The sequence below is a fragment of the Acinetobacter halobius genome (assembly GCF_044130335.1).
Lineage (GTDB): Bacteria > Pseudomonadota > Gammaproteobacteria > Pseudomonadales > Moraxellaceae > Acinetobacter.
Genome location: NZ_JBIQOD010000011.1, coordinates 42,388 through 61,968, shown reverse-complemented (window position 1 = coordinate 61,968; position 19,581 = coordinate 42,388). Strand labels below are relative to the sequence as shown.

General features: G+C 41.9%; 19 protein-coding genes and 1 tRNA gene. 8 read left to right on the top strand and 12 right to left on the bottom strand.

What is annotated here, in order from left to right:
- Positions 1-90 precede the first annotated feature (90 nt).
- Entirely contained in the window at positions 91-381 is a 291-nt protein-coding gene (locus ACE01U_RS10930) for a hypothetical protein (protein WP_395579442.1), read from the top strand.
- Here the strand turns inward: ACE01U_RS10930 and ACE01U_RS10925 are convergent.
- The 3 genes from ACE01U_RS10925 to ACE01U_RS10915 all read right to left on the bottom strand — a co-directional run bounded on the left by ACE01U_RS10925 (position 378) and on the right by ACE01U_RS10915 (position 2,328).
- Positions 378-968, bottom strand: coding sequence for a hypothetical protein (locus ACE01U_RS10925; RefSeq protein ID WP_395579441.1), 591 nt, complete (start codon positions 966-968; stop codon positions 378-380). The two genes, ACE01U_RS10930 and ACE01U_RS10925, sit on opposite strands and share 4 nt — an antisense overlap.
- A 20-nt stretch (positions 969-988) precedes the next feature.
- A complete protein-coding gene (locus tag ACE01U_RS10920) occupies positions 989-2,053 on the bottom strand; it encodes a tyrosine-type recombinase/integrase (RefSeq protein ID WP_395579440.1) in 1,065 nt (354 codons plus the stop codon).
- Positions 2,054-2,241: 188 nt separating this feature from the next.
- A tRNA-Leu gene (locus ACE01U_RS10915) sits at positions 2,242-2,328 on the bottom strand.
- Between the two features lie 183 nt (positions 2,329-2,511).
- On the opposite strand from ACE01U_RS10915, the gene queA reads away from it, so the two are divergent.
- The 7 genes from queA to secF all read left to right on the top strand — a co-directional run bounded on the left by queA (position 2,512) and on the right by secF (position 9,991).
- A complete protein-coding gene (queA, locus tag ACE01U_RS10910) occupies positions 2,512-3,552 on the top strand; it encodes a tRNA preQ1(34) S-adenosylmethionine ribosyltransferase-isomerase QueA (RefSeq protein ID WP_395579439.1) in 1,041 nt (346 codons plus the stop codon).
- A gap of 8 nt (positions 3,553-3,560) precedes the next feature.
- Positions 3,561-4,589, top strand: coding sequence for a hypothetical protein (locus tag ACE01U_RS10905; RefSeq protein ID WP_395579438.1), 1,029 nt, complete (start codon positions 3,561-3,563; stop codon positions 4,587-4,589).
- A 25-nt stretch (positions 4,590-4,614) separates the two neighbouring features.
- Positions 4,615-5,184 (top strand): LemA family protein, encoded by a 570-nt coding sequence (locus tag ACE01U_RS10900; protein ID WP_086210445.1) that lies wholly within the window; start codon positions 4,615-4,617, stop codon positions 5,182-5,184.
- 302 nt (positions 5,185-5,486) lie between these two features.
- A complete protein-coding gene (tgt, locus tag ACE01U_RS10895; protein WP_086210446.1) occupies positions 5,487-6,617 on the top strand; it encodes a tRNA guanosine(34) transglycosylase Tgt in 1,131 nt (376 codons plus the stop codon).
- A 104-nt stretch (positions 6,618-6,721) separates the two neighbouring features.
- Complete coding sequence (gene yajC, locus ACE01U_RS10890; RefSeq protein ID WP_004697692.1) at positions 6,722-7,051, top strand: preprotein translocase subunit YajC; 330 nt, start codon at positions 6,722-6,724, stop codon at positions 7,049-7,051.
- Positions 7,052-7,106: 55 nt separating this feature from the next.
- Complete coding sequence (gene secD, locus ACE01U_RS10885) at positions 7,107-9,008, top strand: protein translocase subunit SecD (RefSeq protein WP_086210447.1); 1,902 nt, start codon at positions 7,107-7,109, stop codon at positions 9,006-9,008.
- Between the two features lie 11 nt (positions 9,009-9,019).
- Positions 9,020-9,991 (top strand): protein translocase subunit SecF, encoded by a 972-nt coding sequence (gene secF, locus ACE01U_RS10880; RefSeq protein ID WP_110974654.1) that lies wholly within the window; start codon positions 9,020-9,022, stop codon positions 9,989-9,991.
- A gap of 31 nt (positions 9,992-10,022) precedes the next feature.
- Here secF and ACE01U_RS10875 read toward each other — a convergent pair whose 3' ends face one another.
- The 9 genes from ACE01U_RS10875 to rlmN all read right to left on the bottom strand — a co-directional run bounded on the left by ACE01U_RS10875 (position 10,023) and on the right by rlmN (position 19,492).
- On the bottom strand, positions 10,023-10,697 hold the full coding sequence (locus ACE01U_RS10875; protein ID WP_395579437.1) for a 4'-phosphopantetheinyl transferase family protein: 675 nt from the start codon (positions 10,695-10,697) through the stop codon (positions 10,023-10,025).
- A 90-nt stretch (positions 10,698-10,787) separates the two neighbouring features.
- Positions 10,788-12,197, bottom strand: a complete 1,410-nt coding sequence (gene der, locus ACE01U_RS10870; RefSeq protein WP_110974653.1) for a ribosome biogenesis GTPase Der — start codon at positions 12,195-12,197, stop codon at positions 10,788-10,790.
- A gap of 168 nt (positions 12,198-12,365) precedes the next feature.
- Positions 12,366-13,511, bottom strand: a complete 1,146-nt coding sequence (gene bamB / locus ACE01U_RS10865; protein ID WP_086210450.1) for an outer membrane protein assembly factor BamB — start codon at positions 13,509-13,511, stop codon at positions 12,366-12,368.
- Positions 13,511-14,206, bottom strand: a complete 696-nt coding sequence (locus ACE01U_RS10860) for a YfgM family protein (protein ID WP_086210451.1) — start codon at positions 14,204-14,206, stop codon at positions 13,511-13,513. The genes bamB and ACE01U_RS10860 overlap by 1 nt, the downstream gene beginning before the upstream one ends.
- 27 nt (positions 14,207-14,233) lie before the next feature.
- Positions 14,234-15,529 carry a histidine--tRNA ligase gene (gene hisS, locus ACE01U_RS10855; RefSeq protein ID WP_086210452.1) on the bottom strand — a complete coding sequence of 432 codons (1,296 nt, stop codon included), beginning with the start codon at positions 15,527-15,529 and terminating at the stop codon, positions 14,234-14,236.
- Between the two features lie 3 nt (positions 15,530-15,532).
- Positions 15,533-16,654: a flavodoxin-dependent (E)-4-hydroxy-3-methylbut-2-enyl-diphosphate synthase gene (ispG, locus tag ACE01U_RS10850; RefSeq protein ID WP_086210453.1), complete on the bottom strand. Its 1,122-nt coding sequence runs from the start codon at positions 16,652-16,654 to the stop codon at positions 15,533-15,535.
- An 18-nt stretch (positions 16,655-16,672) separates the two neighbouring features.
- Positions 16,673-17,449 (bottom strand): helix-turn-helix domain-containing protein, encoded by a 777-nt coding sequence (locus tag ACE01U_RS10845; protein WP_086210454.1) that lies wholly within the window; start codon positions 17,447-17,449, stop codon positions 16,673-16,675.
- Positions 17,440-18,240, bottom strand: a complete 801-nt coding sequence (gene pilW / locus ACE01U_RS10840; RefSeq protein WP_395579436.1) for a type IV pilus biogenesis/stability protein PilW — start codon at positions 18,238-18,240, stop codon at positions 17,440-17,442. The genes ACE01U_RS10845 and pilW overlap by 10 nt, the downstream gene beginning before the upstream one ends.
- Positions 18,241-18,256: 16 nt before the next feature.
- Entirely contained in the window at positions 18,257-19,492 is a 1,236-nt protein-coding gene (gene rlmN / locus ACE01U_RS10835; RefSeq protein WP_119064694.1) for a dual-specificity RNA methyltransferase RlmN, read from the bottom strand.
- Between the last annotated feature and the right edge of the window lie 89 nt (positions 19,493-19,581).

Below are 19,581 nucleotides of genomic sequence, written 5' to 3'. Positions count from 1 at the left end.
TGACCGAAGTAACCATTTTATTAAGCACTTCAAGCCTTTGTGGTGCTGTCTATTTTTTGACTGAAACTTTGAAGTAATCAGGGAATCATTATGAGCCAAGAATCACTGGAAAAACTTTTTCAAAAGATAATTAAGCATTTGGATGCCAAGCCCCTCATCCCTATCGAACATCAACTGTGGAGTGAAAAAGAAATCGCTCAATATTTTAAATATTCTGAAGACTACACTCGTAAGCACATCATTAAAAATCCTTATTTTCCACCAAGTCGGGACTTACCTACATCAATTGATGGGGAGCGTACTGTTCCTAAATGGAAAGCCACTGATGTCATCAAATACGCTATGGCCTTTGATAAGAAAGCGTTAAAATACAGAGATTAGCTTATCTCTGTACTTTTTTTAAATTCCTTACCTAAGAGCCATAAAAAAATATCAATTTGACGAATAGTAAATTCTTCTAATTTATAAAACTGTCGAAAGTTATAGACAACTCTCACAAAATTCTCATAATTTTTCATATCTATTAATGTGAATTGATCAAATTTGTCCTTCTTTTTGTATGCCGTAAGCATTTTAGAAACAAAGGAGTCGTAAATAGGATAGACATCAGGATAATGATGACTACAATATTTAGTAGCAAACGAATAAAAATTTAACTCTTTATCTTTTATTTTAATTTTTGCTATTTGATTGACTAAAGATAAGTCGCTTCTATCTAAGCGCTCATCAATGTTCATACTATGAATGTGCAACGCAACAGAGTAAGTATCTAATATATTTGTACTATAAAAGTCATTTAATGCACTAACCTTTAAAATTATCTTATATAAATCAATATTATTTTGGCAATAAACATTAAATAACTCATTTAAAGATTTTTCATGTAATTGATATTTAACTAATGAATCCCATTTTTTTAAATATTCATGGATTACTTCGGGTGTCGGCTCAACCAATTCTAATTTCATATTTCACTAGTGACTTGAATTTAAATAAGTTTACTTAAACCTGAGGATTGATTCAATTCATCTAAAATTTCGTCATTGGTCGGATTGTAATAAATCAATGCTTGCTTCGGGTCTTTCCAACCAAAGATTTTACACAAGGTTAAGGCATTCTTAATCCGCCTAGCCATAAGACTAGCAGCTTCATGCCTTGAATCATGAAAGGTAATATCAGCAAATTCCAAGCCTGCACTTTTTCTAGCCTTTCTAAAAAGCGTATCCCTCGATGCATTATCAACTGTAAACACCCGATTGGACTTATTCCTTTTAATCCGCAAGGCCAAATCCCACAAGTGCAACGCAAAATTATCTAAGGGTACCTTTCGAGAAGTGCCATTTTTTGTGTCGGGCAATAAAATATACTTTCTATCTAAAAATACTTCGGAAACTGGGCGATTGACAATTTCACCTGACCGCATGCCCGTAGCCATCGCAATTAACCAAATCAGACCCACTTCTTGCATCTTAGTTTCGGGAACAGTACCAGGAACATATTTTAAGGCGGCAAGAATGGCTTGTAATTCTTCTAACTCAGTTCGACGTTCTCGATGTGGTGGTTTCTTCGGCTTTCTAAGATTTTCAACTGGATTAAAATCCATCCACCCCTTATCTTTTCGACACCAATTAAAAAAAGCCGACAATGTGGAATAATCTCTTAAAACACTGGAAGCTTTTAACGGACGAATAGACCGCTTCATAACCAAATCTTCCCACTGCTTAAGAAATTCCGTTCGGTAATCCATCAATGGCCAATCTACATTGGGTAAATGATTCTGAAAATATTTAATACGCTGAATTTCTTTTTTGGCTGTCTTTTTATAAAACGAGACTTCATCTGCATATCTAGTCAATGCTTCACTAACGGTCACTATTGTTTTTCGCTGGAGTGCAACCTGAGTCGAATAATTTAGAAAAAGTTCCCGTTCCTCAATTTCTGACCATTTTTTTGCCTCTGACCTTGAACTCAGTACTTTACTTTTTCTTTGTCCATAAGCAACGAGATCAACTCGCCAAGTCCCATTTTTTTGTTTATAAATCGACAAGCTCATAAATTTAATAAACCCAATAGCTTATAACTAAAAACCCACTCTCAAAACGTGTGGAAAATATGTGGAGATTTATACCTCAAAATAGATTTAAATACCTGAAAAAAACCCAAACGCCAGAAACGACAAAGCCCCGAAACCTTATTGTATAAAGGCTTCAGGGCTTTGGAGAATATTTCTATTCTGAATCTTGGTCCCGAGGGTCGGACTCGAACCGACACGTCATCTCTGACAGCGGATTTTGAGTCCGCCGCGTCTACCAATTTCACCACCTCGGGAAGGTGTTGATGCGTATATTAAACTTTTTGAAAAACTTGTCAACGTAAGTTGATGACAATTGTCTATTTTTAAGTCACATGTGCTTTTTTAGCTTTATATTTGTGCAATATCAGCGTTCATGCCCAAAAAAGCATATACTAACGCCAATTTTATATCCTCTATTTTGACGCTGCTTTTCCATCATGCAACTTTCTGATTTTAATTTTGACCTCCCCGATGAACTCATTGCTCGTTATCCTTTAAACACGCGCAGTGCTTCTCGTCTTTTACACCTCGATGCACAAGGTCAATACCACGACCACCAATTTACCGATATTCTCGAATTACTCAATGAAGGCGATTTATTGGTGCTCAATGACACCAAAGTGATGAAAGCACGTCTCAAAGGTAAGCGTGCTAGTGGTGGTGCAGTCGAAGTTCTGGTCGAACGCATGCAAGATGCATTTATTGCACACTGTCACATCAAAGCCAGCAACACACCCAAAGCGGGAGCTGAGCTCTTTATTGGTCCAGATGCTGTTAAAGTCACGGTGCTAGGTCGTCATGAAAATTTATTTATTGTGGAGTTTTCGCAGCCAATTCTCAATGTTTTGGATTTATACGGCCAACTACCCATTCCGCCGTACTTTAACCGCGAAGCCGAAGCGATTGATACCGAGCGCTATCAAACAGTATTTAATGATCCAACCAAGTTAGCCAGTGTCGCGGCACCAACCGCAAGTCTACACTTCGATCAAAAACTGTTAGATCAGCTTGCAGCTAAAGGCATTCAAAAAACGTTTGTCACTTTACACGTGGGTGCAGGCACCTTTCTGCCTGTACGTACCGATGACATTGCCAATCACATTATGCATAGTGAATGGTGTGATGTTCCTGAGCATTCAGTTGAGCTTATTCGTCAAACCAAAGCACGTGGTAATAAAGTCATTTCTGTCGGAACGACAGCGACACGTGCGGTTGAAAGTGCAGCGCAGGCACATGATGGTGAACTGAAAGCTTGGACTGGAGATACCCAAATTTTTATCTACCCAGGTTATGAGTTCAAAGTGGTGGATCGTCTTATCACCAACTTCCATCTGCCTGAATCGACTCTCTTGATGTTGGTTTCAGCGCTGTCAAATCGTGATAATATTTTGATGGCTTATCAACATGCAGTTGCAAACCAGTACCGCTTCTTTAGTTATGGCGATGCCATGTTAGTCGACCAACTTCAACCCAAATAAGAAGAACCATGCCTCTCGATACGATCAAACATTCTATTCATATTCGACGTAAAAAGAATCAGGTCGTGTTTGATAATATCGACAGGCTTTGGGACATTGCTCGGAGTGCGGACACTGCCCAAGAAATCTTGGATCGGTTGCATCCATGGAAAGCACCGATTACCCTTAAATTTGAAAATGTGTTGCCCATTCTACTGGGAATAATCGGCATTTTTTTTATTGTGCCTGTGTTTTTTGCAGGACAACATATTTGGACATTATTTAGCTTTTTATTTGGCTTAGCTTGCTTGCTTTGGGCCTATTTAAGCTATGAACAGGATGATGCCCTTGAGGAACTCATAGACCACCTCGAAAAGCAAATTATTCATAAAAAATATCAGCTCAATGAGTTCACACCACCGCAGTACATTGGTGTTCCGCTACAACCTGCGTATTTTATCCCACAACTCAAACAATTGTTTCCGATCTTTAACCAAGGAACCATCAGTAATGATATTCCCTACTATGCCAGCACGATTTGGCAGGATGAGGACGGACAACAACATCAGGTCTTATTATTTCAATATCACTTTGTCGATGAAATTCGGGTGCGAGACAAAGATGGCAATGAAATGAAAGTCAAAGAAGTGCACAAAGACCTATGGGGATGTTTTGTGTTTGATGTACCGACTCAAGGGATTGCCATCACAGCATACAATAAAAAATTTTATTATCCTTATAGCTTTCCGTGGCATAGCAGTGACATTCAAATCAACCAAAAGCTCAAATTTTTTGGTGCCGACCAAATGCACATGGCTAAACTGCTATCACCTGCTTTTGTATTACGTGTCGCTGACTTCTTCCAATCACGTGAAGGTGATTTACTCTTTCATCCTGAAAAAAATATTTTGTGCTATATCAGCCCGCAAGACCTGTTTGAAATATCCAGTAAAGCAAAAAAAATCAATGACATTTCGACATTGCGTGGACACTTACGTACTTTTAAATTACCTTATCTAGAGCGTTTAGAATCTGATCTAACGCAATTTTTAAAATAATGATATTTTGCCGTTAGAGGGTCGTATGGGGCTATTGATTTTCTTCTTGATTATTATTGCAATCGTGTTTGGCGTGATTGTCATTCGTAATAATATTGTCAGACACCACAATGCAACCATTCGCGCATGGTCAGATGTAGCTACTTATGAACGTCAAAAGATCAAAATTTTGGATGGGCTAGAACCTTTAGTCGAACAATATTCCAGTTTTGAAAAAGGCACCTTGGAAAAAGTCACTGAACTCCGTCAGAACATTCTTAACCTGAACTTGAACAATACGGATGTCAATCAATTACAGCGTATTGAAGCTTTAAACCAAGAACTAATGCGTAGCCTTAATGTCGTGGTCGAAAATTATCCTGAGCTCAAAGCCAATGATATTTATCTCAAAATGATGAATGAAATTGAGGAACAAAACGAAAATGTCGGTGCTGCGATCAGCATCTTTAACCGCAATGTCGAGCTGTTTAACAATCATATTCAAATTTTTCCAAACAACATTGTCAACACCATGACTGTCGGCAAAAAAGCGGTCCGTCCGTTCCGCGACTCAGTTGCGCTACAAAATTTTGATTACCGCCCAAACTTTAATTAGCAGGGTGATTACACCGATATTTGCTTAAAGGCACTTTAAATGAGTGCCTTTTTTAACCTCTACGCTGACTGCACTGCTGACAACCACCACTTGATACAATCTATCTCCACCCCGACAACACATTCAAATTAAAACCGTTGTCACCGCATACTATTTCGTACAGAAAAGCTTTGCTTTAAAAGTGTTACAACACTGGTGTTTATTTGCATAATCAAGGAAAATAGCCTCCTTTTAGCGGCGAACTGTTTTTTCGCTCTTGCACTGCAAGTCAAGCGGTGCTTTGCTCTTGTTTAGGATTTTTTATGAAGTTTGAAAAATTAGGTCAGTCGGGTCGCGCCCGTCGTGGTCGTTTAACTTTAGAGCATGGTGTGGTGGAAACCCCTGTGTTCATGCCTGTCGGTACTTATGGTACAGTCAAAGGCATGCTCCCACGTGACATTGAAGACATCAAAGCGCAAATTATTTTAGGCAACACCTTCCATCTTTACCTGCGCCCTGGCCTTGAAGTGATTAAAGAACACGGCGGTCTGCATCAATTTATGAAGTGGGATAAACCCATTTTGACCGATTCAGGCGGCTTCCAAGTTTTCAGCCTCGGTGCAATGCGTAAAATTAAAGAAGACGGTGTGACTTTCCGCTCTCCAATTGATGGCTCTAAAGTGTTTTTGTCTCCTGAAATCTCAATGGACATCCAACATACACTGAACTCAGACATCGTAATGATTTTTGACGAGTGCACCCCATATCCTGCAACACATGAAGAAGCACAAAAGTCGCTACAACTGTCATTGCGTTGGGCAAAGCGTTGTAAGACTCAACATCATGATGTGCTTGAAAATAAAAATGCGCTGTTTGGTATCATTCAAGGTGGCATGTATGAAGACTTACGTGATGAGTCATTAAAAGGCTTACTTGAAGTTGGTTTTGACGGCTATGCCATTGGTGGCCTATCTGTCGGTGAACCAAAAGAAGAAATGATCAAAGTACTGGATTATCTTCCTGCGAAAATGCCAGCAGACAAACCGCGCTACCTGATGGGTGTCGGTAAACCTGAAGACATCGTGGAAGGCATCCGCCGTGGTGTCGACATGTTTGACTGTGTCATGCCTACCCGTAATGCCCGAAATGGACATTATTTTGTGACCGACGGTTTAGTCCGTATCCGTAACAGTAAATACCGTCATGATCAAAGTCCGCTAGATCCACACTGTGACTGTTATACCTGTACCAACTTTACCCGTGCTTATTTATTCCATTTGGAAAAATGTGGTGAGATGCTAGGTTCAATGCTGGGTACTATTCACAACTTACGTTATTACCAACGTTTCACTCAAGACATTCGTGACGCCTTGGATAATGATCGCTTTGATGCCTTTGTTGAAGATTTTTATGCACGTCGTGGTTTAGAAGTTCCACCTTGCCCCCAAGATTAATTGTTGTGAGCATTTGCGCTTGGTAAAAAGACAAGGTAAATTGCAGAACAAGTCTATTTATGATCAATTCGTTGATCACCGTTTTTTTAGTTTAGGAATTTGAAATGAGCCTTTTTATTTCTACAGCTCACGCAGCGGGTGAAGCTGCACAACAACCAAGTATGGTCGCAAACTTGTTGATGATTGCTGTTTTTATTGCCATCTTCTACTTTTTAATTTGGCGCCCTCAAGCTAAACGTGCAAAAGAGCACCGTTCTTTGGTTGAAAGTCTTGGTGTAGGCAGTGAAGTTGTTTTTGCTGGTGGCCTCATGGGTAAAATCACTAAACTCGAAGGCGACTTCGCTGTGGTTGAACTGAGCCGTGGTGTAGACGTAAAAATCCAACGCGCAAGTGTGATTTCAGTTCTTCCTGAAGGCACATTAAATAACCTTTAATCAAAAAAATTAGTCGTGCATCCGCACGACTTTTTTCATTTTAAGAAGAAAACGAATGCGTTACCCAGCATGGAAATATCTACTGATTATCGTGGTTTTGATTATCAGTACATTATATGCCCTGCCTAGTTTGTATCCGGATGAACCTGCGGTTCAAATTTCTGGTGCCAAAGCTGGTACCCAAATTGACCAAAGCATCGTACAAAAAGCAGAGCAGATTTTAAAATCTGAAAGTATCTCAAGCCATGACAACAGCTTTAGTAATAATGCTGCCCTGTTACGTCTTGACTCTAGCGAAGCACAATTAAAAGCCAAAGAGGCGCTACGTCGTGGGCTTGGTGATGACTATGTTGTTGCACTAAACTTGGCACCAACAACACCAGAGTGGCTACAAAAAATTGGTGCAAAACCAATGAAGCTCGGTCTGGATTTACGTGGTGGTGTTCACTTCTTGTTAGAAGTGGATATGGATAAAGCAATTTCTCAGCGCATGGAAACCTCTGCGACAGACTTACGTCGACAGTTCCGTGACAACAAGATTAAATTTAACAGTCTTGGATTAAACAACAACACGATTACCATTCAGTTTGCGAACAACGATGATCGCACGACTGCTCAAGACTACTTACGTAGCAATGGCAATGAGTTTAATCAGCAAGCGGTCGCAACTGCGACAGGTTCAACCTTACGTTTAACCTATACTGACGTTCGTCGCCAAGAAATTCAGTCTTATGCGGTAAACCAAAACTTAACCACCTTACGTAACCGTATTAATGAGTTAGGTGTGGCAGAAGCCTTGGTACAAACCCAAGGCAATAACCGCATCGTGGTTGAACTCCCAGGTGTGCAAGACACAGCCGAAGCAAAACGTGTTTTAGGGCGTACTGCAAACTTAGAATTCCGTTTGGTCTCTGACCAGAATGATCAAGTCATTGACCAATATACTGGCAAGAGTAATGGGCAACCGCTTCCACCAGGCACTGAACTTTTTGCCTATCAGTCTTTGGACAGCGGACGTGAATTACTGTTAAACCGTAATCGTATTTTAACGGGTGAACGCGTTCAAAATGCATCAAGTGGCTTTAGCCAAGACACGGGCGGTGCTGAGGTAAACATTACCTTAGACACAGCTGGTGGCAAACTGATGTCCGATGCAACCCGTAATGCGGTAGGTAAGCGTATGGCCGTGTTGTTCATTGAAAATAAACAACGTATTAGCTATATCACCGATCCTACCACTGGTGCGCAAACAGAAGTCCGTACCCCGTATGCAGAATCTGTAGTGATTAACGCTGCAACCATTCAAGCAGTACTCGGCTCACAATTCCGTATCACCGGTTTAGATTCTCCTCAAGAGGCGTCTGAGCTAGCATTGATGCTGCGTGCAGGTGCACTTGCTGCACCAATGTACTTTGTAGAAGAACGTGTCGTTGGTCCAAGTCTCGGTCAAGAAAACATTGATAAAGGGGTTCTATCAACTCAAATCGGTTTCTTACTCGTCGCGATTTGGATGGTGGTCTTCTTCCGTCTATTTGGTTTAATTGCAAACTTTGCTTTGGTCTTCAACTTAGCCATGATTTTAACCGTCATGTCTTGGATTGGCGCTTCTCTTACCCTACCGGGTATTGCAGGTATCGTGATTACCATTGGTATGGCCGTCGATGCCAATGTCCTCATCTGTGAGCGAATACGTGAAGAAATGAAATGGGGAGCATCGCCCAAACAAGCTATTGTGGCGGGTTATGATCGTGCCTATAACACCATTCTCGACTCAAACTTAACCACATTCTTGGTTGCGTTTATCTTATTTGCTATCGGCACAGGCCCAATTAAAGGCTTCGCTGTAACCTTAATGATCGGTATTGTCTGCTCAATGTTTACTGCAATCACAGTAACACGTGCAATTGTACAGCTCATCTATGGCAAAAAACGAAACTTGAAAAAGTTGAGCATATAAGGAGATCGACGATGACTGATGTGACTCAACAAACTTCAAAAAAATACGGCCGTCCTGATGACGATCGCGTGATTAATTTTATGAAGATTGCGCTGCCTGCAGCCGTTCTTTCTATTATTTTAACGATTGGCAGCCTATTTTTCATTTTCACCAAGGGTCTTAACTTAGGTTTGGACTTTACTGGTGGTATTTCAGCCGAATTGAACTATAGTAAGGCAGTAAAGTCAGCCGATGTCTCTGCTGCACTAACCAAAGCTGGCTTTCATGATCCCGTGGTACAAACCATTGGTTCGGATCGTGACTTAATTGTACGTATGCCTGTACAAGAAGACACAGCAGCAGAAGACTTAACCAAAACCATTACCCAAGCAGTACAGCTTCCAGGTAACTCGGCTTCTGTCAACAAAGTTGATGTCGTCGGTGGGCAAGTGGGTAATGAGCTCTATATTCGCTCAGCAGGTGCTGTGGGTTTAGCTCTATTACTGATGCTGGTTTATGTCACCATTCGCTTTGAGTTCAAACTGGCAATGGGTGCAGTACTATCATTGTTCCATGACGTTGTAGTAACCATCGGTATTTTTGCCATGATGCAATGGCCGTTTGACTTAACGGTTTTAGCTGCTGTTTTGGCCCTGATTGGCTTCTCGCTGAATGACAACATTGTTGTATCGGATCGTATTCGTGAAAACTTCCGTAAGATTCGTGGTGCAACGCCTTTAGAAATCGTTAACATTGCATTGACTGAAACATTACGTCGTACCATTCACACCTCAATGACTTTATTACTGGTGGTGATCTCGATGATGTTACTCGGTGGTGATGGTCTGAAATGGTTCTCTGTAGCGATGTTTGTCGGGGTTTTTGTGGGTACCTATTCTTCAATCTATATCGGTACAGCCTTTGCCTTATGGCGTGGTCTAAACCGTCAAGACTTCATTGTACAAGTGAAGCCTGAGTTTGAAGAAGAAAATGAAATTCCATAAACTCATATAGCTACGTTAAAAGAAAAGTCTCTCAATCGAGAGGCTTTTTTATATCGGTATGAAGCTGTTGTATCAACTCAATCTGAGGCAACGCATAGCCACGGCAGGACTGCTCTGCCCGCCATGCCACAGTCAACATCACATCTCCCAACTCAAAATTTTGATAGGCGAAACTACCAATGAGCGGATGATTACACATGCCACCATTATGCATTGGATGTGCTTGGGTATTCAGTTCATTTAAGTTTAAACGAATACCCAAACCTGATGCTTTAAGCACCGCTTCTTTGGTGGTCCAAACTTTAAACCAGTAGGATTTTTCCTGCTCAACCTGTTGCCATAGCTCAAGTTCATCGACATGAAAAGCATGTTGGGCCAAAGCGCCAAAACGTACTTTTCGACTTAACTCTTCAACATCCACGCCCAAATCAGCCACTTTTTCACTCATGGCTAAAGCATAGTAATTTTGACTGTGACTATGATTGAAATGAAAAGAAGGCTGACCAACCCAATAGGGTTTGCCTGTATCGCTCAGTGCAATGGCATGATCATCGACGATCATCTGTCGTTGTTCAGATAAGGATTGATTGCGATATTGATAAATGGCTTGTTTTCGCTGCGCAATTTGCTCGACACGTGACAGATTGTAATCCACCTGTACAATGTCCTTAATCTTTTTCAGCTCAACACGTATTGTCCTTGCCACGTTGCCTTCCTATCATCATTTCATGCATCATAAAATAAAAAAGCCCAAAGATCACTTTGGGCTTTTCAGCATCAGAACCTTAATGCCTGATTAACGTTTGAATTTCTTCTCTGCTTTCTTAAACTTCTGAACATAACGACGCTTACGCGCTGCTGTACGCTCATCCACTTGCGACTTACGTCCTTCAAATGGGTTTTCAGAGGTTTTAAACTCAATACGCACTGGCGTACCCTCAAGCTTATACACTTTACGGAATACGTTTTCCAAATAACGGCGGTAGTCATGTGGAGTCTTGTCGACTTTGTTGCCGTGAATCACGATGGTTGGTGGATTTTGTCCACCCATATGTGCATAACGCATCTTGATACGACGACCTTGTACCATAGGTGGTTGATGCGCATCTGTTGCATCATTTAAAATTTGTGTAATTTTCGCAGGCGAGACTTTCAAATGCGATGAGTCATAAGCACGGTGAATTGATGGATACATTTCACCAACACCCGTACCATGCAAAGCAGAAATCAGGTGGATCTTCGCCCAAGGAATAAAGTCAAAACGGCGCTCTACATCCAACTTACATTGCTTACGATCATACTCGGACATATTGTCCCATTTGTTAATCGCAATCACCATCGCTCGGCCTGCTTCAAGCGCATAGCCAATTAAGTGTAAGTCTTGTTCTACAATACCTTCACGCGCATCAACCACTATGACCACCACATGGGCATCTTTCATGGCTTGCAAGGTTTTCACGATTGAGAATTTCTCAATCATTTCATCAACCTTACCTTTACGACGAACACCTGCTGTGTCAATTAAGGTGTACTGACGGCCATCACGCTCAAACGGAATATAGATTGAATCACGGGTGGTTCCCGGTTGGTCAAATGCCACCACACGCTCTTCACCCAATAAACGGTTGACTAACGTTGATTTACCCACATTCGGACGACCAATAATCGCTAAGCGTAAACCTGTGTGCTTATCATGTTCGTCTGGGTTTTCATCTTCAGGCACATCATGTAGAACTTCTTCCAGCATTTGCTGAACACCGCGACCATGGCTTGCTGCCACTTGCAGAGGTTCACCCATACCGAGTTTGTAAAACTCAACCAAAGCTGCTTCAGCGTGTACACCATCGACTTTATTGGCAACCAAAAAAACTTTTTTACCTAATGTACGCAGTTCGCGAGCAATTTGTTCATCTGAGGCTAACAAACCTGCGCGAGCATCGACCACAAAAACAATAATATCAGCCTCATTAATGGCTGTTTTAGACTGTTCTGCCATGTAAGAGTCGATACCCCCTTCATTTTCGCCGATACCGCCTGTATCAACCACAATGAAAGACTTATTTTGATATACAGCGTCACCATATTTACGGTCACGCGTCAGGCCAGCAAAGTCAGCAACAAGCGCGTCACGACTCTTGGTGATCTGATTGAATAGCGTTGATTTTCCGACGTTCGGACGGCCAATGAGCGCAATTACGGGTTTCATAGATTAACCTTTATTCAAGATCAGCCAGTAAGACTGGTCTGAACATCAGAAACTGGAAGAAAAATAAGGTGAAAAACCTGAATAAAAACTCGGGGTCTTGTCTAAACAAATACCCCGAGGAAATTTAAAAATACGAATTTCGACTAGTTTAACATAAGTCGAACAGAATTAACGATTCTGCCAAATGCTTAATGCACCCTTTCGTGTTGCAACATAAAGTTGATCATCAATCACACGTAAAGTACGCACTTCACCAGAAGTCTTAGCACGACCAATCAATTCACCTGTTGCAGGGTTAATCATGTGCAATACACCATCTAGATCACCCACAATCAGGTCTTGACCTAACATCACAGGATTACTCAATTGGCGATTCAGCAGACTGTCATTTTCCCACAGTTTTTGACCCGTCGTAATTTCATAAGCCACTAATTTACCATCGGCCTGTGCAACAAACACGCCATTGCCAACCACTTCAGGGCGTTGTGTACTACTCGAATCTTCACTCCATACCACTTGCTGTGAAGCCAAATCCGTCATAGTGACTTGACCTTGATAACTTGTGGTAATCAAATACTGACCTGCAACTACTGGGTCACCGTCGATATCATTTAAACGCTGAATATCCGAACGACCATCCGACACAGCTACACGACGCTGCATTCGTGGCACACCTGTAACTACATCTAAAGCATAGACATAGGCATTTGCAGTAGAAATGAGTACTGTGCGCGAATCAACAGGCACTGGTGCCGCATTACCACGAAGGCTAAGTTGAACATTTGGTAAGTTATAGGTCCACACTTGTTGACCTGTCGCCAAATCATGTGCAAAAACGGTTCCATCATTACTGACAGAAATCACACGCCCCGCTTGAACCAACGATGGCGCAAGTAGTGCCCCTGTTAATTGTGCTGTCCATTTTTGCTCGCCTGTCGCTTGGTCTAAAGCAAACAATTGGCCTTTAGCATTACCCACTATGACATAACCATCAGCCGCTTCCACACCTGAGCTTAAGCCAGCCTTAGACACTTCTTTCTGCCAAAGTTTTTGTTTGCCTTTATAAGCCGTCACTTCACCTTTTGGATCAAGCGCAAAAACCACACCATTGTCTGCATCTAGACGTAACCGTAAAGGGTCCGCTGTCGAAGTTGAAGACACACTTTGAGAAAATACAGGGGTCAGCGTTTTCGCTTGAGTCAGTTTTGGAAGTGGATTCGGCTTAACTTCTTCTACTTTGCCACTACTTGCACAACCCGCAAGAGCCAAAGTCAATACGGTTAATGCGCACGAAATTTTGTATTTTCTATTCATTAAGATTCTTCCGCAACGGTTTCTATGATTGGACGTTCGATTTCAGGATCATCAACTAAAATACCAACACTTTCGAGTTTAATTTGTAAAATTTGGCGTTCTTGTTTACGTTCAACCAACTGATCCCATGCACTTTGGTAGGCTTTTTTGGCATTGTCGATATCATTTTTAGCCACATAGACATCACCCAAAGCTTCATCAGCCGTTGCTTTAAAAGCAGGATCAGTCACTTGCGCTAATGTTTTAATTGAATCATCAAATTTCTTTTGTGCCAATTGAGCATACGCCAAGCGTAGTTTTACAATTTGCACTAAACCATCGTCATCGACTTTCGAGTTTTCAACTTTTTTCAACGCTTTTTCAGCACTTGCATAATCTGCTTTGTCATAAGCTAATTTTGCCATCAACAATTGCGTTTGAATGGCCTGAGCCGAATCTGGTGCATCTTTTACGATTTTATCCGCAGTTGCTGACAAGGCAGTAAATGCATCACCTTGCGTTGCACGTGCTTCATCCATCAATTGCTGAACTTTAGCCGTGTTCATTTGGTTCTCGGCCAAAGTCTTCTTCTGCCAGTATTGCCATCCAAAAAAGGCAATCAGCGCAATTAAAATCCCACTAATAATGGCAGAACCATATTTCTTAGTAAAAGACTTTAAACTATCAAGTTGTTCTTCATCACTTAATGCGCTCATGTGACTACCCTTTCCTTATATTTTGGCTTATTTTGAAGAAAATTTTTCAATCATAAATGGCACGATGTCATCCACCGCAACCAAAGTTTGTTCAGCTGTTGCCAACTCTTTTACGGCAAACTGTGCAGCTTCCACCTCACGCTCACCCAAAATAAGGGCAAACAATGCGCCAGACTGATCGGCTTTTTTCATCTGTGACTTCATTGAACCCTGAGAGCCTACTTTCAAACGAATCGTGCTCGATGCTGCATCCAACTGATTGCGAATTTGCTCTGCAAGGACTAAAGCTTTGCCTTGAGACGCTGGATCTGCCAACAAAAACATTTCGCAGTCACGTACAGGTGTAGCATCTTCAACTTGTTCAAGAAGCAATAATAAACGCTCTATACCCATTGCAAAACCAACGGCTGGCACAGACTGATCTGCTTTGCCTTTGAGCTGTCCAACTAGACCATCATAACGACCGCCCGCACAGACCGTGCCTTGTGAACCCAAATGCGTAGTGGTCCATTCAAAAACGGTTTTGTTGTAATAATCCAAGCCACGCACCAATTTCTGGTTAATGACAAAGCTTACACCTGCATCCGTTAAATATTGCTGCAAGGTTGCAAAGTGATTCAACGTTTCCTCACCCATAAAGTCATGCAACTTCGGTGCATTTTCCAAAATGGCTTGAGTTTTTGCATCTTTAGAGTCAAGAATGCGCAGTGGATTGGTGGTTAAACGACGCTGTGAGTCTTCATCCAAATCACCCTTGTGTGATTCCAAAAACTCAACCAATGCTGCACGATAAGCAGCACGCTCATCAGACTCACCGAGAGTATTCAATTCAAGTTGAACTTTGTCTGCCACACCCATGCGTTTCCACAGACGTGCGGTCATCAAAATCAGCTCAGCATCCATATCTGGGGTTGCTACACCAAAGGTTTCCACGCCAAATTGGTGGAACTGACGGTAACGACCCTTTTGTGGCTTTTCATAACGAAACATCGGGCCAATATACCAAACCCGAGGAGTGGCACCACGAAGCAAGTTATGCTCAAGCATGGCGCGTACACAACCTGCTGTTCCTTCAGGACGCAAAGTCAAAGACTCAGGCGGATTACCTTTATCCAAGAAGGTGTACATTTCTTTTTCAACGATATCCGTTGCATCCCCAATTGAACGTTTGAACAAATTGGTCTGTTCAACAATAGGTAAACGAATTTGTTGGTAGCCATAAGCATCCATCAATGATGCGAGATGCTGTTCAAGACGTCTCCATGCAGAGGTTTGCGTAGGAAGAATGTCATTAAAACCTTTGATTGCGACTATTGAACTCATGATCTACTCAGAAAAACTTGTGCGAATAATCTCTTTAGCTTTAGCGTCTTCAAGATCGCTAACACGTTGACGAACCATCGCTTCGATTTCGTCAACCAACTGATTTGTGTCAATTAAATGGCTCTTTTCGCCATTACGATACACCAGTGAACGTGGACTTGCACCAACTACACCAATATCGGCTTCTTTGGCTTCACCCGGACCATTCACTTTACACCCAATCACCGACACATCCATTGGGGTACGAATATCTTCTAAACGTTCTTCTAAAGCCTGCATCACTGAAATCACGTTAAACTCTTGACGTGAACAGCTCGGACAAGCAATAAAGTTAATGCCATTTGAGCGAAGACTAAGTGATTTTAAAATATCAAAGCCAATCTTAATCTCTTCTTCAGGTTCCGCTGCCAAAGAAATACGCATGGTGTCACCAATGCCATCCAACAGCAAACCGCCCAATGCAATCGCAGACTTCACCGAACCTGTTCGATAAATCCCCGCTTCTGTTACACCAAGGTGTAAAGGATTATCAATTTGCTGTGAAAGTAGGCGATAAGCGTCCATGGTTAAGAACACATTGGATGCTTTCACTGAAACTTTGAACTCGTGGAAATCTAAACGATCCAGAATATCAATATGGCGCATCGCCGACTCTAGCAATGCCTGACCAGTCGGCTCACCATATTTCTTTTGAATATCTTTCTCTAGTGAACCTGCATTCACCCCAATACGCATAGAAATATCGTTATGACGCGCCGCGGCTACCACTTCACGGATTTTGGCTTCAGAGCCAATATTTCCCGGGTTAATGCGCAAACAGTCCGCTCCCAAGTCTGCAACACGCAGTGCAATCTTGTAATCAAAGTGAATGTCTGCAACCAAAGGCACCGATGAACGCTTACGAATCTCACCAAAAGCTTCTGCCGCTTCCATCGTTGGCACAGAAACACGCATAATGTCTGCACCTACATCTGCACAACGCTGAATTTGTGCCAATGTTGCCTCAACATCACAAGTTTCGGTATTGGTCATACTTTGAATGCTGATCGGTGCATCACCACCGACATAGACTGAACCCACACGAATTTTGCGAGTAGGCTTGCGTTTAATTGGATTTACAATCATGGCTTTTCCTTGATCCCATTAACGTGACAAGCGGAAATCTGCTTTTCCACCGACGGTATATGGTGACAATGAAATACTTTCATTATTTAAGCTGAGTGACACAGCAGCCGCATCATCAATACGAATTTGAAAAGGGGTCTCTCCAGACAACTCAAGTGTTGAAGCCTGACGACCTGTTGCCAAAACTTTACCTGTTGAATCAACAATATGCACAGATGTTGGGCGATTGAACTCAAGTTTCAACTGATCCCCTGTGGTTGCAGCAGCGCCATTCATATTAATAATTTGAACATCTGATTCTGCTTGTTGAGCTGTCGTCTCATCAGCACCACCTGACCAATTTTGAATGACACCAAATAATGCTGCCAAAATGGCAATAACAACAATTGCAACTAGTCCGCGTTTCAACCACTTACGATTGCGGTCGCGATTAGAACCTGGCAATTTGCCCATAATTTTAATTGGCGAATTATTCAAAGCATGATTCGGCAGAAGTCCCGTATCATTGGCATAGATGTCATCGAAACGTTGGATAATCGTAGTTGCATCCACTTTCAGGTACTTCGCATAGGTACGATAGTAACCTTTAATAAACGTAGCTTCTGGAAGTGCCGTATATTCGTCCTGCTCAAGTGCAGTTAATGTCTTGAGTGGAATATTGAGCTCTTTCGAAACGTCGCTTAATTCACGTTTTTGTGCAATACGAATTTGACGAAGATAATCACCTGGACGCTGGATATTTCCTAAAGCATTGCTAGAACCATTCGATTGTGGTGAATTAGGATTTACTTCCATACGGCCTCAGTAGTGTACTGTAATTGCAAATAACGTTTGTATTCTTGACTATCTGGGTACAAGGCACGTAGCTGATTGACCAGTACTTGCGACCCCAAAGTGTCATGGTTTGCACGTACAATTCGGATACCGATCCAAAGCGCACGCGCATCTAAGTTTTTCTCGCCAACGGCTCGCACAAATTGTTCATAATATTGTGTCGCTTCAGCGTATTGTTGGCGTAAATATAAAATTTCCGCCATTTCGATCATGGCAAGATAGGCATTTGAACTCACCTGTAGGGCTTGTTTAAAAGCAGCTTCTGCTTCGGCTACTCGACCTACCTGAATATACGCACGACCTAAATTTTCGAATGCTCGATAACGTTGATCATAGCCCAAAGTTGAAGCAGCAACTTGAAGTTGATCAATCGCGTCATTATAACGCCCAATTTGATATAAATACGTACCGTAGTTGTTACGAGCCTGTGCATTTTTTGGCTCAGTCGCAATGGCATGCTTGAAATAGCGCTCAGCTTTTGCCACATTTTGCGGACTACCTTCGCGTTGTAACAGCACACCCATCATCATATTTGCAGATGCATCACGTGAGTCGATGTCTAAGGCCTGATCTAATGTACGTTTCGCCGTATCATAATCGTTTGACTTAATATATTCAGCTGCCAACTGAGTTCTAACTTGTACTGCTTTCGTCGGATCACCTTTCGTATTCACGGTTTGGCAACCCACTAAGTACCACACAGACACACCCAATGTCAGTGCAAGGTAAAGTTTAGAAACGGGTTTTTTCAATTGGCATCCCCTTATATTATCCTTGTGAACGTAGAATTTCGTTTTTCTCTGCTACTTTCTTTTTCCACTGCTCTGCACGACGAGTTCGATCCGCTACTTGGCCCACCAACTGTCCGCAGGCAGCATCAATATCATCGCCACGCGTTTGACGAATCGTACACACAAATCCTGCATCAGACAAAGTTTTTTGGAAAGAAATAATGCGGTTGCGACTTGAACGACCATAAGGCGCATGTGGAAATGGATTAAATGGAATTAAATTAATTTTACTTGGTAAGTTCTTCAACAATTTAATCATCTGCTGCGCATGCTCAGGATGATCATTCACCCCATCCAACATCACATATTCAATCGTGACATGCTTACGCGCACTTTCATTGCCATCTTTGGCGATATACCGCTGACATGCTGCAATCAATTGTGCCAATGGATATTTTTTATTGATTGGAACCAACTCATTCCGCAGTTCATCATTTGGCGCGTGTAAGGAGATTGCCAATGCAACATCAATATCTTGTGCCAATTGATCAATTTTCGGGACCACACCTGAAGTCGATAAGGTCACACGGCGTTTAGACATACCATAAGCAAAATCGTCTAGCATGATACGCATTGAGCTCAATACGGCATCATAGTTGAGTAATGGCTCGCCCATGCCCATCATCACCACGTTGGTTACCGAACGCTCACGCTCAGCTACAGGCACATCTTCCATATAAGAATAGTTTGCAACCCACAACTGACCAATAATTTCATCTGGGTTTAAGTCGCGCTGAAAACCTTGTTTACCCGTTGAACAAAATGAACAATCCAGTGCACAGCCGACTTGAGATGAGATACATAAAGTACGGCGTAAACCACTACGATGTTCAGCAGGAATCAATACAGTTTCAACCAAAGAGCCTTCGCCCTCACCGACACGAAAAACCCATTTACGGGTACCATCTTTAGAATAATTCTTATGTACCACTTCAGGTGCTTTAATTTCACACAACTTTTCAAGTTTTTCACGTAATTTACCTGAGATATTGGTCATCTCAGCAAAATCAGTCACAAAAAATTGGTGAATCCATTTCATCACCTGTCCTGCACGAAATTTTTTCTCTCCCAGATCTTCGAAGAATTTTTCAAGCTGCGGACGTGACATGCCAAGTAAGTTCACTTTCGCAACAGAATTTTGCTGTGCAGGAGCGGATGGAGATTGTTGCTGTTCAGCCGAAACTGTAGAGACAGCGACCACTTCAGTACTCATGTGTATTACCTAAACCATGTCTAACGATGAAAGGAGAAGCTCAATAAACGAGCAGAAATATATTCAGGGAATAAAAAAACCAGATAAGT

Excerpts from the sequence above, each read along its gene's own strand:
- ACE01U_RS10930 (WP_395579442.1), top strand. The coding sequence starts at position 91 with ATGAGCCAAGAATCACTGGAAAAACTTTTTCAAAAGATAATTAAGCAT.
- ACE01U_RS10925 (WP_395579441.1), bottom strand. The coding sequence starts at position 968 with ATGAAATTAGAATTGGTTGAGCCGACACCCGAAGTAATCCATGAATAT.
- ACE01U_RS10920 (WP_395579440.1), bottom strand. The coding sequence starts at position 2,053 with ATGAGCTTGTCGATTTATAAACAAAAAAATGGGACTTGGCGAGTTGAT.
- queA (WP_395579439.1), top strand. The coding sequence starts at position 2,512 with ATGCAACTTTCTGATTTTAATTTTGACCTCCCCGATGAACTCATTGCT.
- ACE01U_RS10905 (WP_395579438.1), top strand. The coding sequence starts at position 3,561 with ATGCCTCTCGATACGATCAAACATTCTATTCATATTCGACGTAAAAAG.
- ACE01U_RS10900 (WP_086210445.1), top strand. The coding sequence starts at position 4,615 with ATGGGGCTATTGATTTTCTTCTTGATTATTATTGCAATCGTGTTTGGC.
- tgt (WP_086210446.1), top strand. The coding sequence starts at position 5,487 with ATGAAGTTTGAAAAATTAGGTCAGTCGGGTCGCGCCCGTCGTGGTCGT.
- yajC (WP_004697692.1), top strand. The coding sequence starts at position 6,722 with ATGAGCCTTTTTATTTCTACAGCTCACGCAGCGGGTGAAGCTGCACAA.
- secD (WP_086210447.1), top strand. The coding sequence starts at position 7,107 with ATGCGTTACCCAGCATGGAAATATCTACTGATTATCGTGGTTTTGATT.
- secF (WP_110974654.1), top strand. The coding sequence starts at position 9,020 with ATGACTGATGTGACTCAACAAACTTCAAAAAAATACGGCCGTCCTGAT.
- der (WP_110974653.1), bottom strand. The coding sequence starts at position 12,197 with ATGAAACCCGTAATTGCGCTCATTGGCCGTCCGAACGTCGGAAAATCA.
- bamB (WP_086210450.1), bottom strand. The coding sequence starts at position 13,511 with ATGAATAGAAAATACAAAATTTCGTGCGCATTAACCGTATTGACTTTG.
- ACE01U_RS10860 (WP_086210451.1), bottom strand. The coding sequence starts at position 14,206 with ATGAGCGCATTAAGTGATGAAGAACAACTTGATAGTTTAAAGTCTTTT.
- hisS (WP_086210452.1), bottom strand. The coding sequence starts at position 15,529 with ATGAGTTCAATAGTCGCAATCAAAGGTTTTAATGACATTCTTCCTACG.
- ispG (WP_086210453.1), bottom strand. The coding sequence starts at position 16,654 with ATGATTGTAAATCCAATTAAACGCAAGCCTACTCGCAAAATTCGTGTG.
- ACE01U_RS10845 (WP_086210454.1), bottom strand. The coding sequence starts at position 17,449 with ATGGAAGTAAATCCTAATTCACCACAATCGAATGGTTCTAGCAATGCT.
- rlmN (WP_119064694.1), bottom strand. The coding sequence starts at position 19,492 with ATGAGTACTGAAGTGGTCGCTGTCTCTACAGTTTCGGCTGAACAGCAA.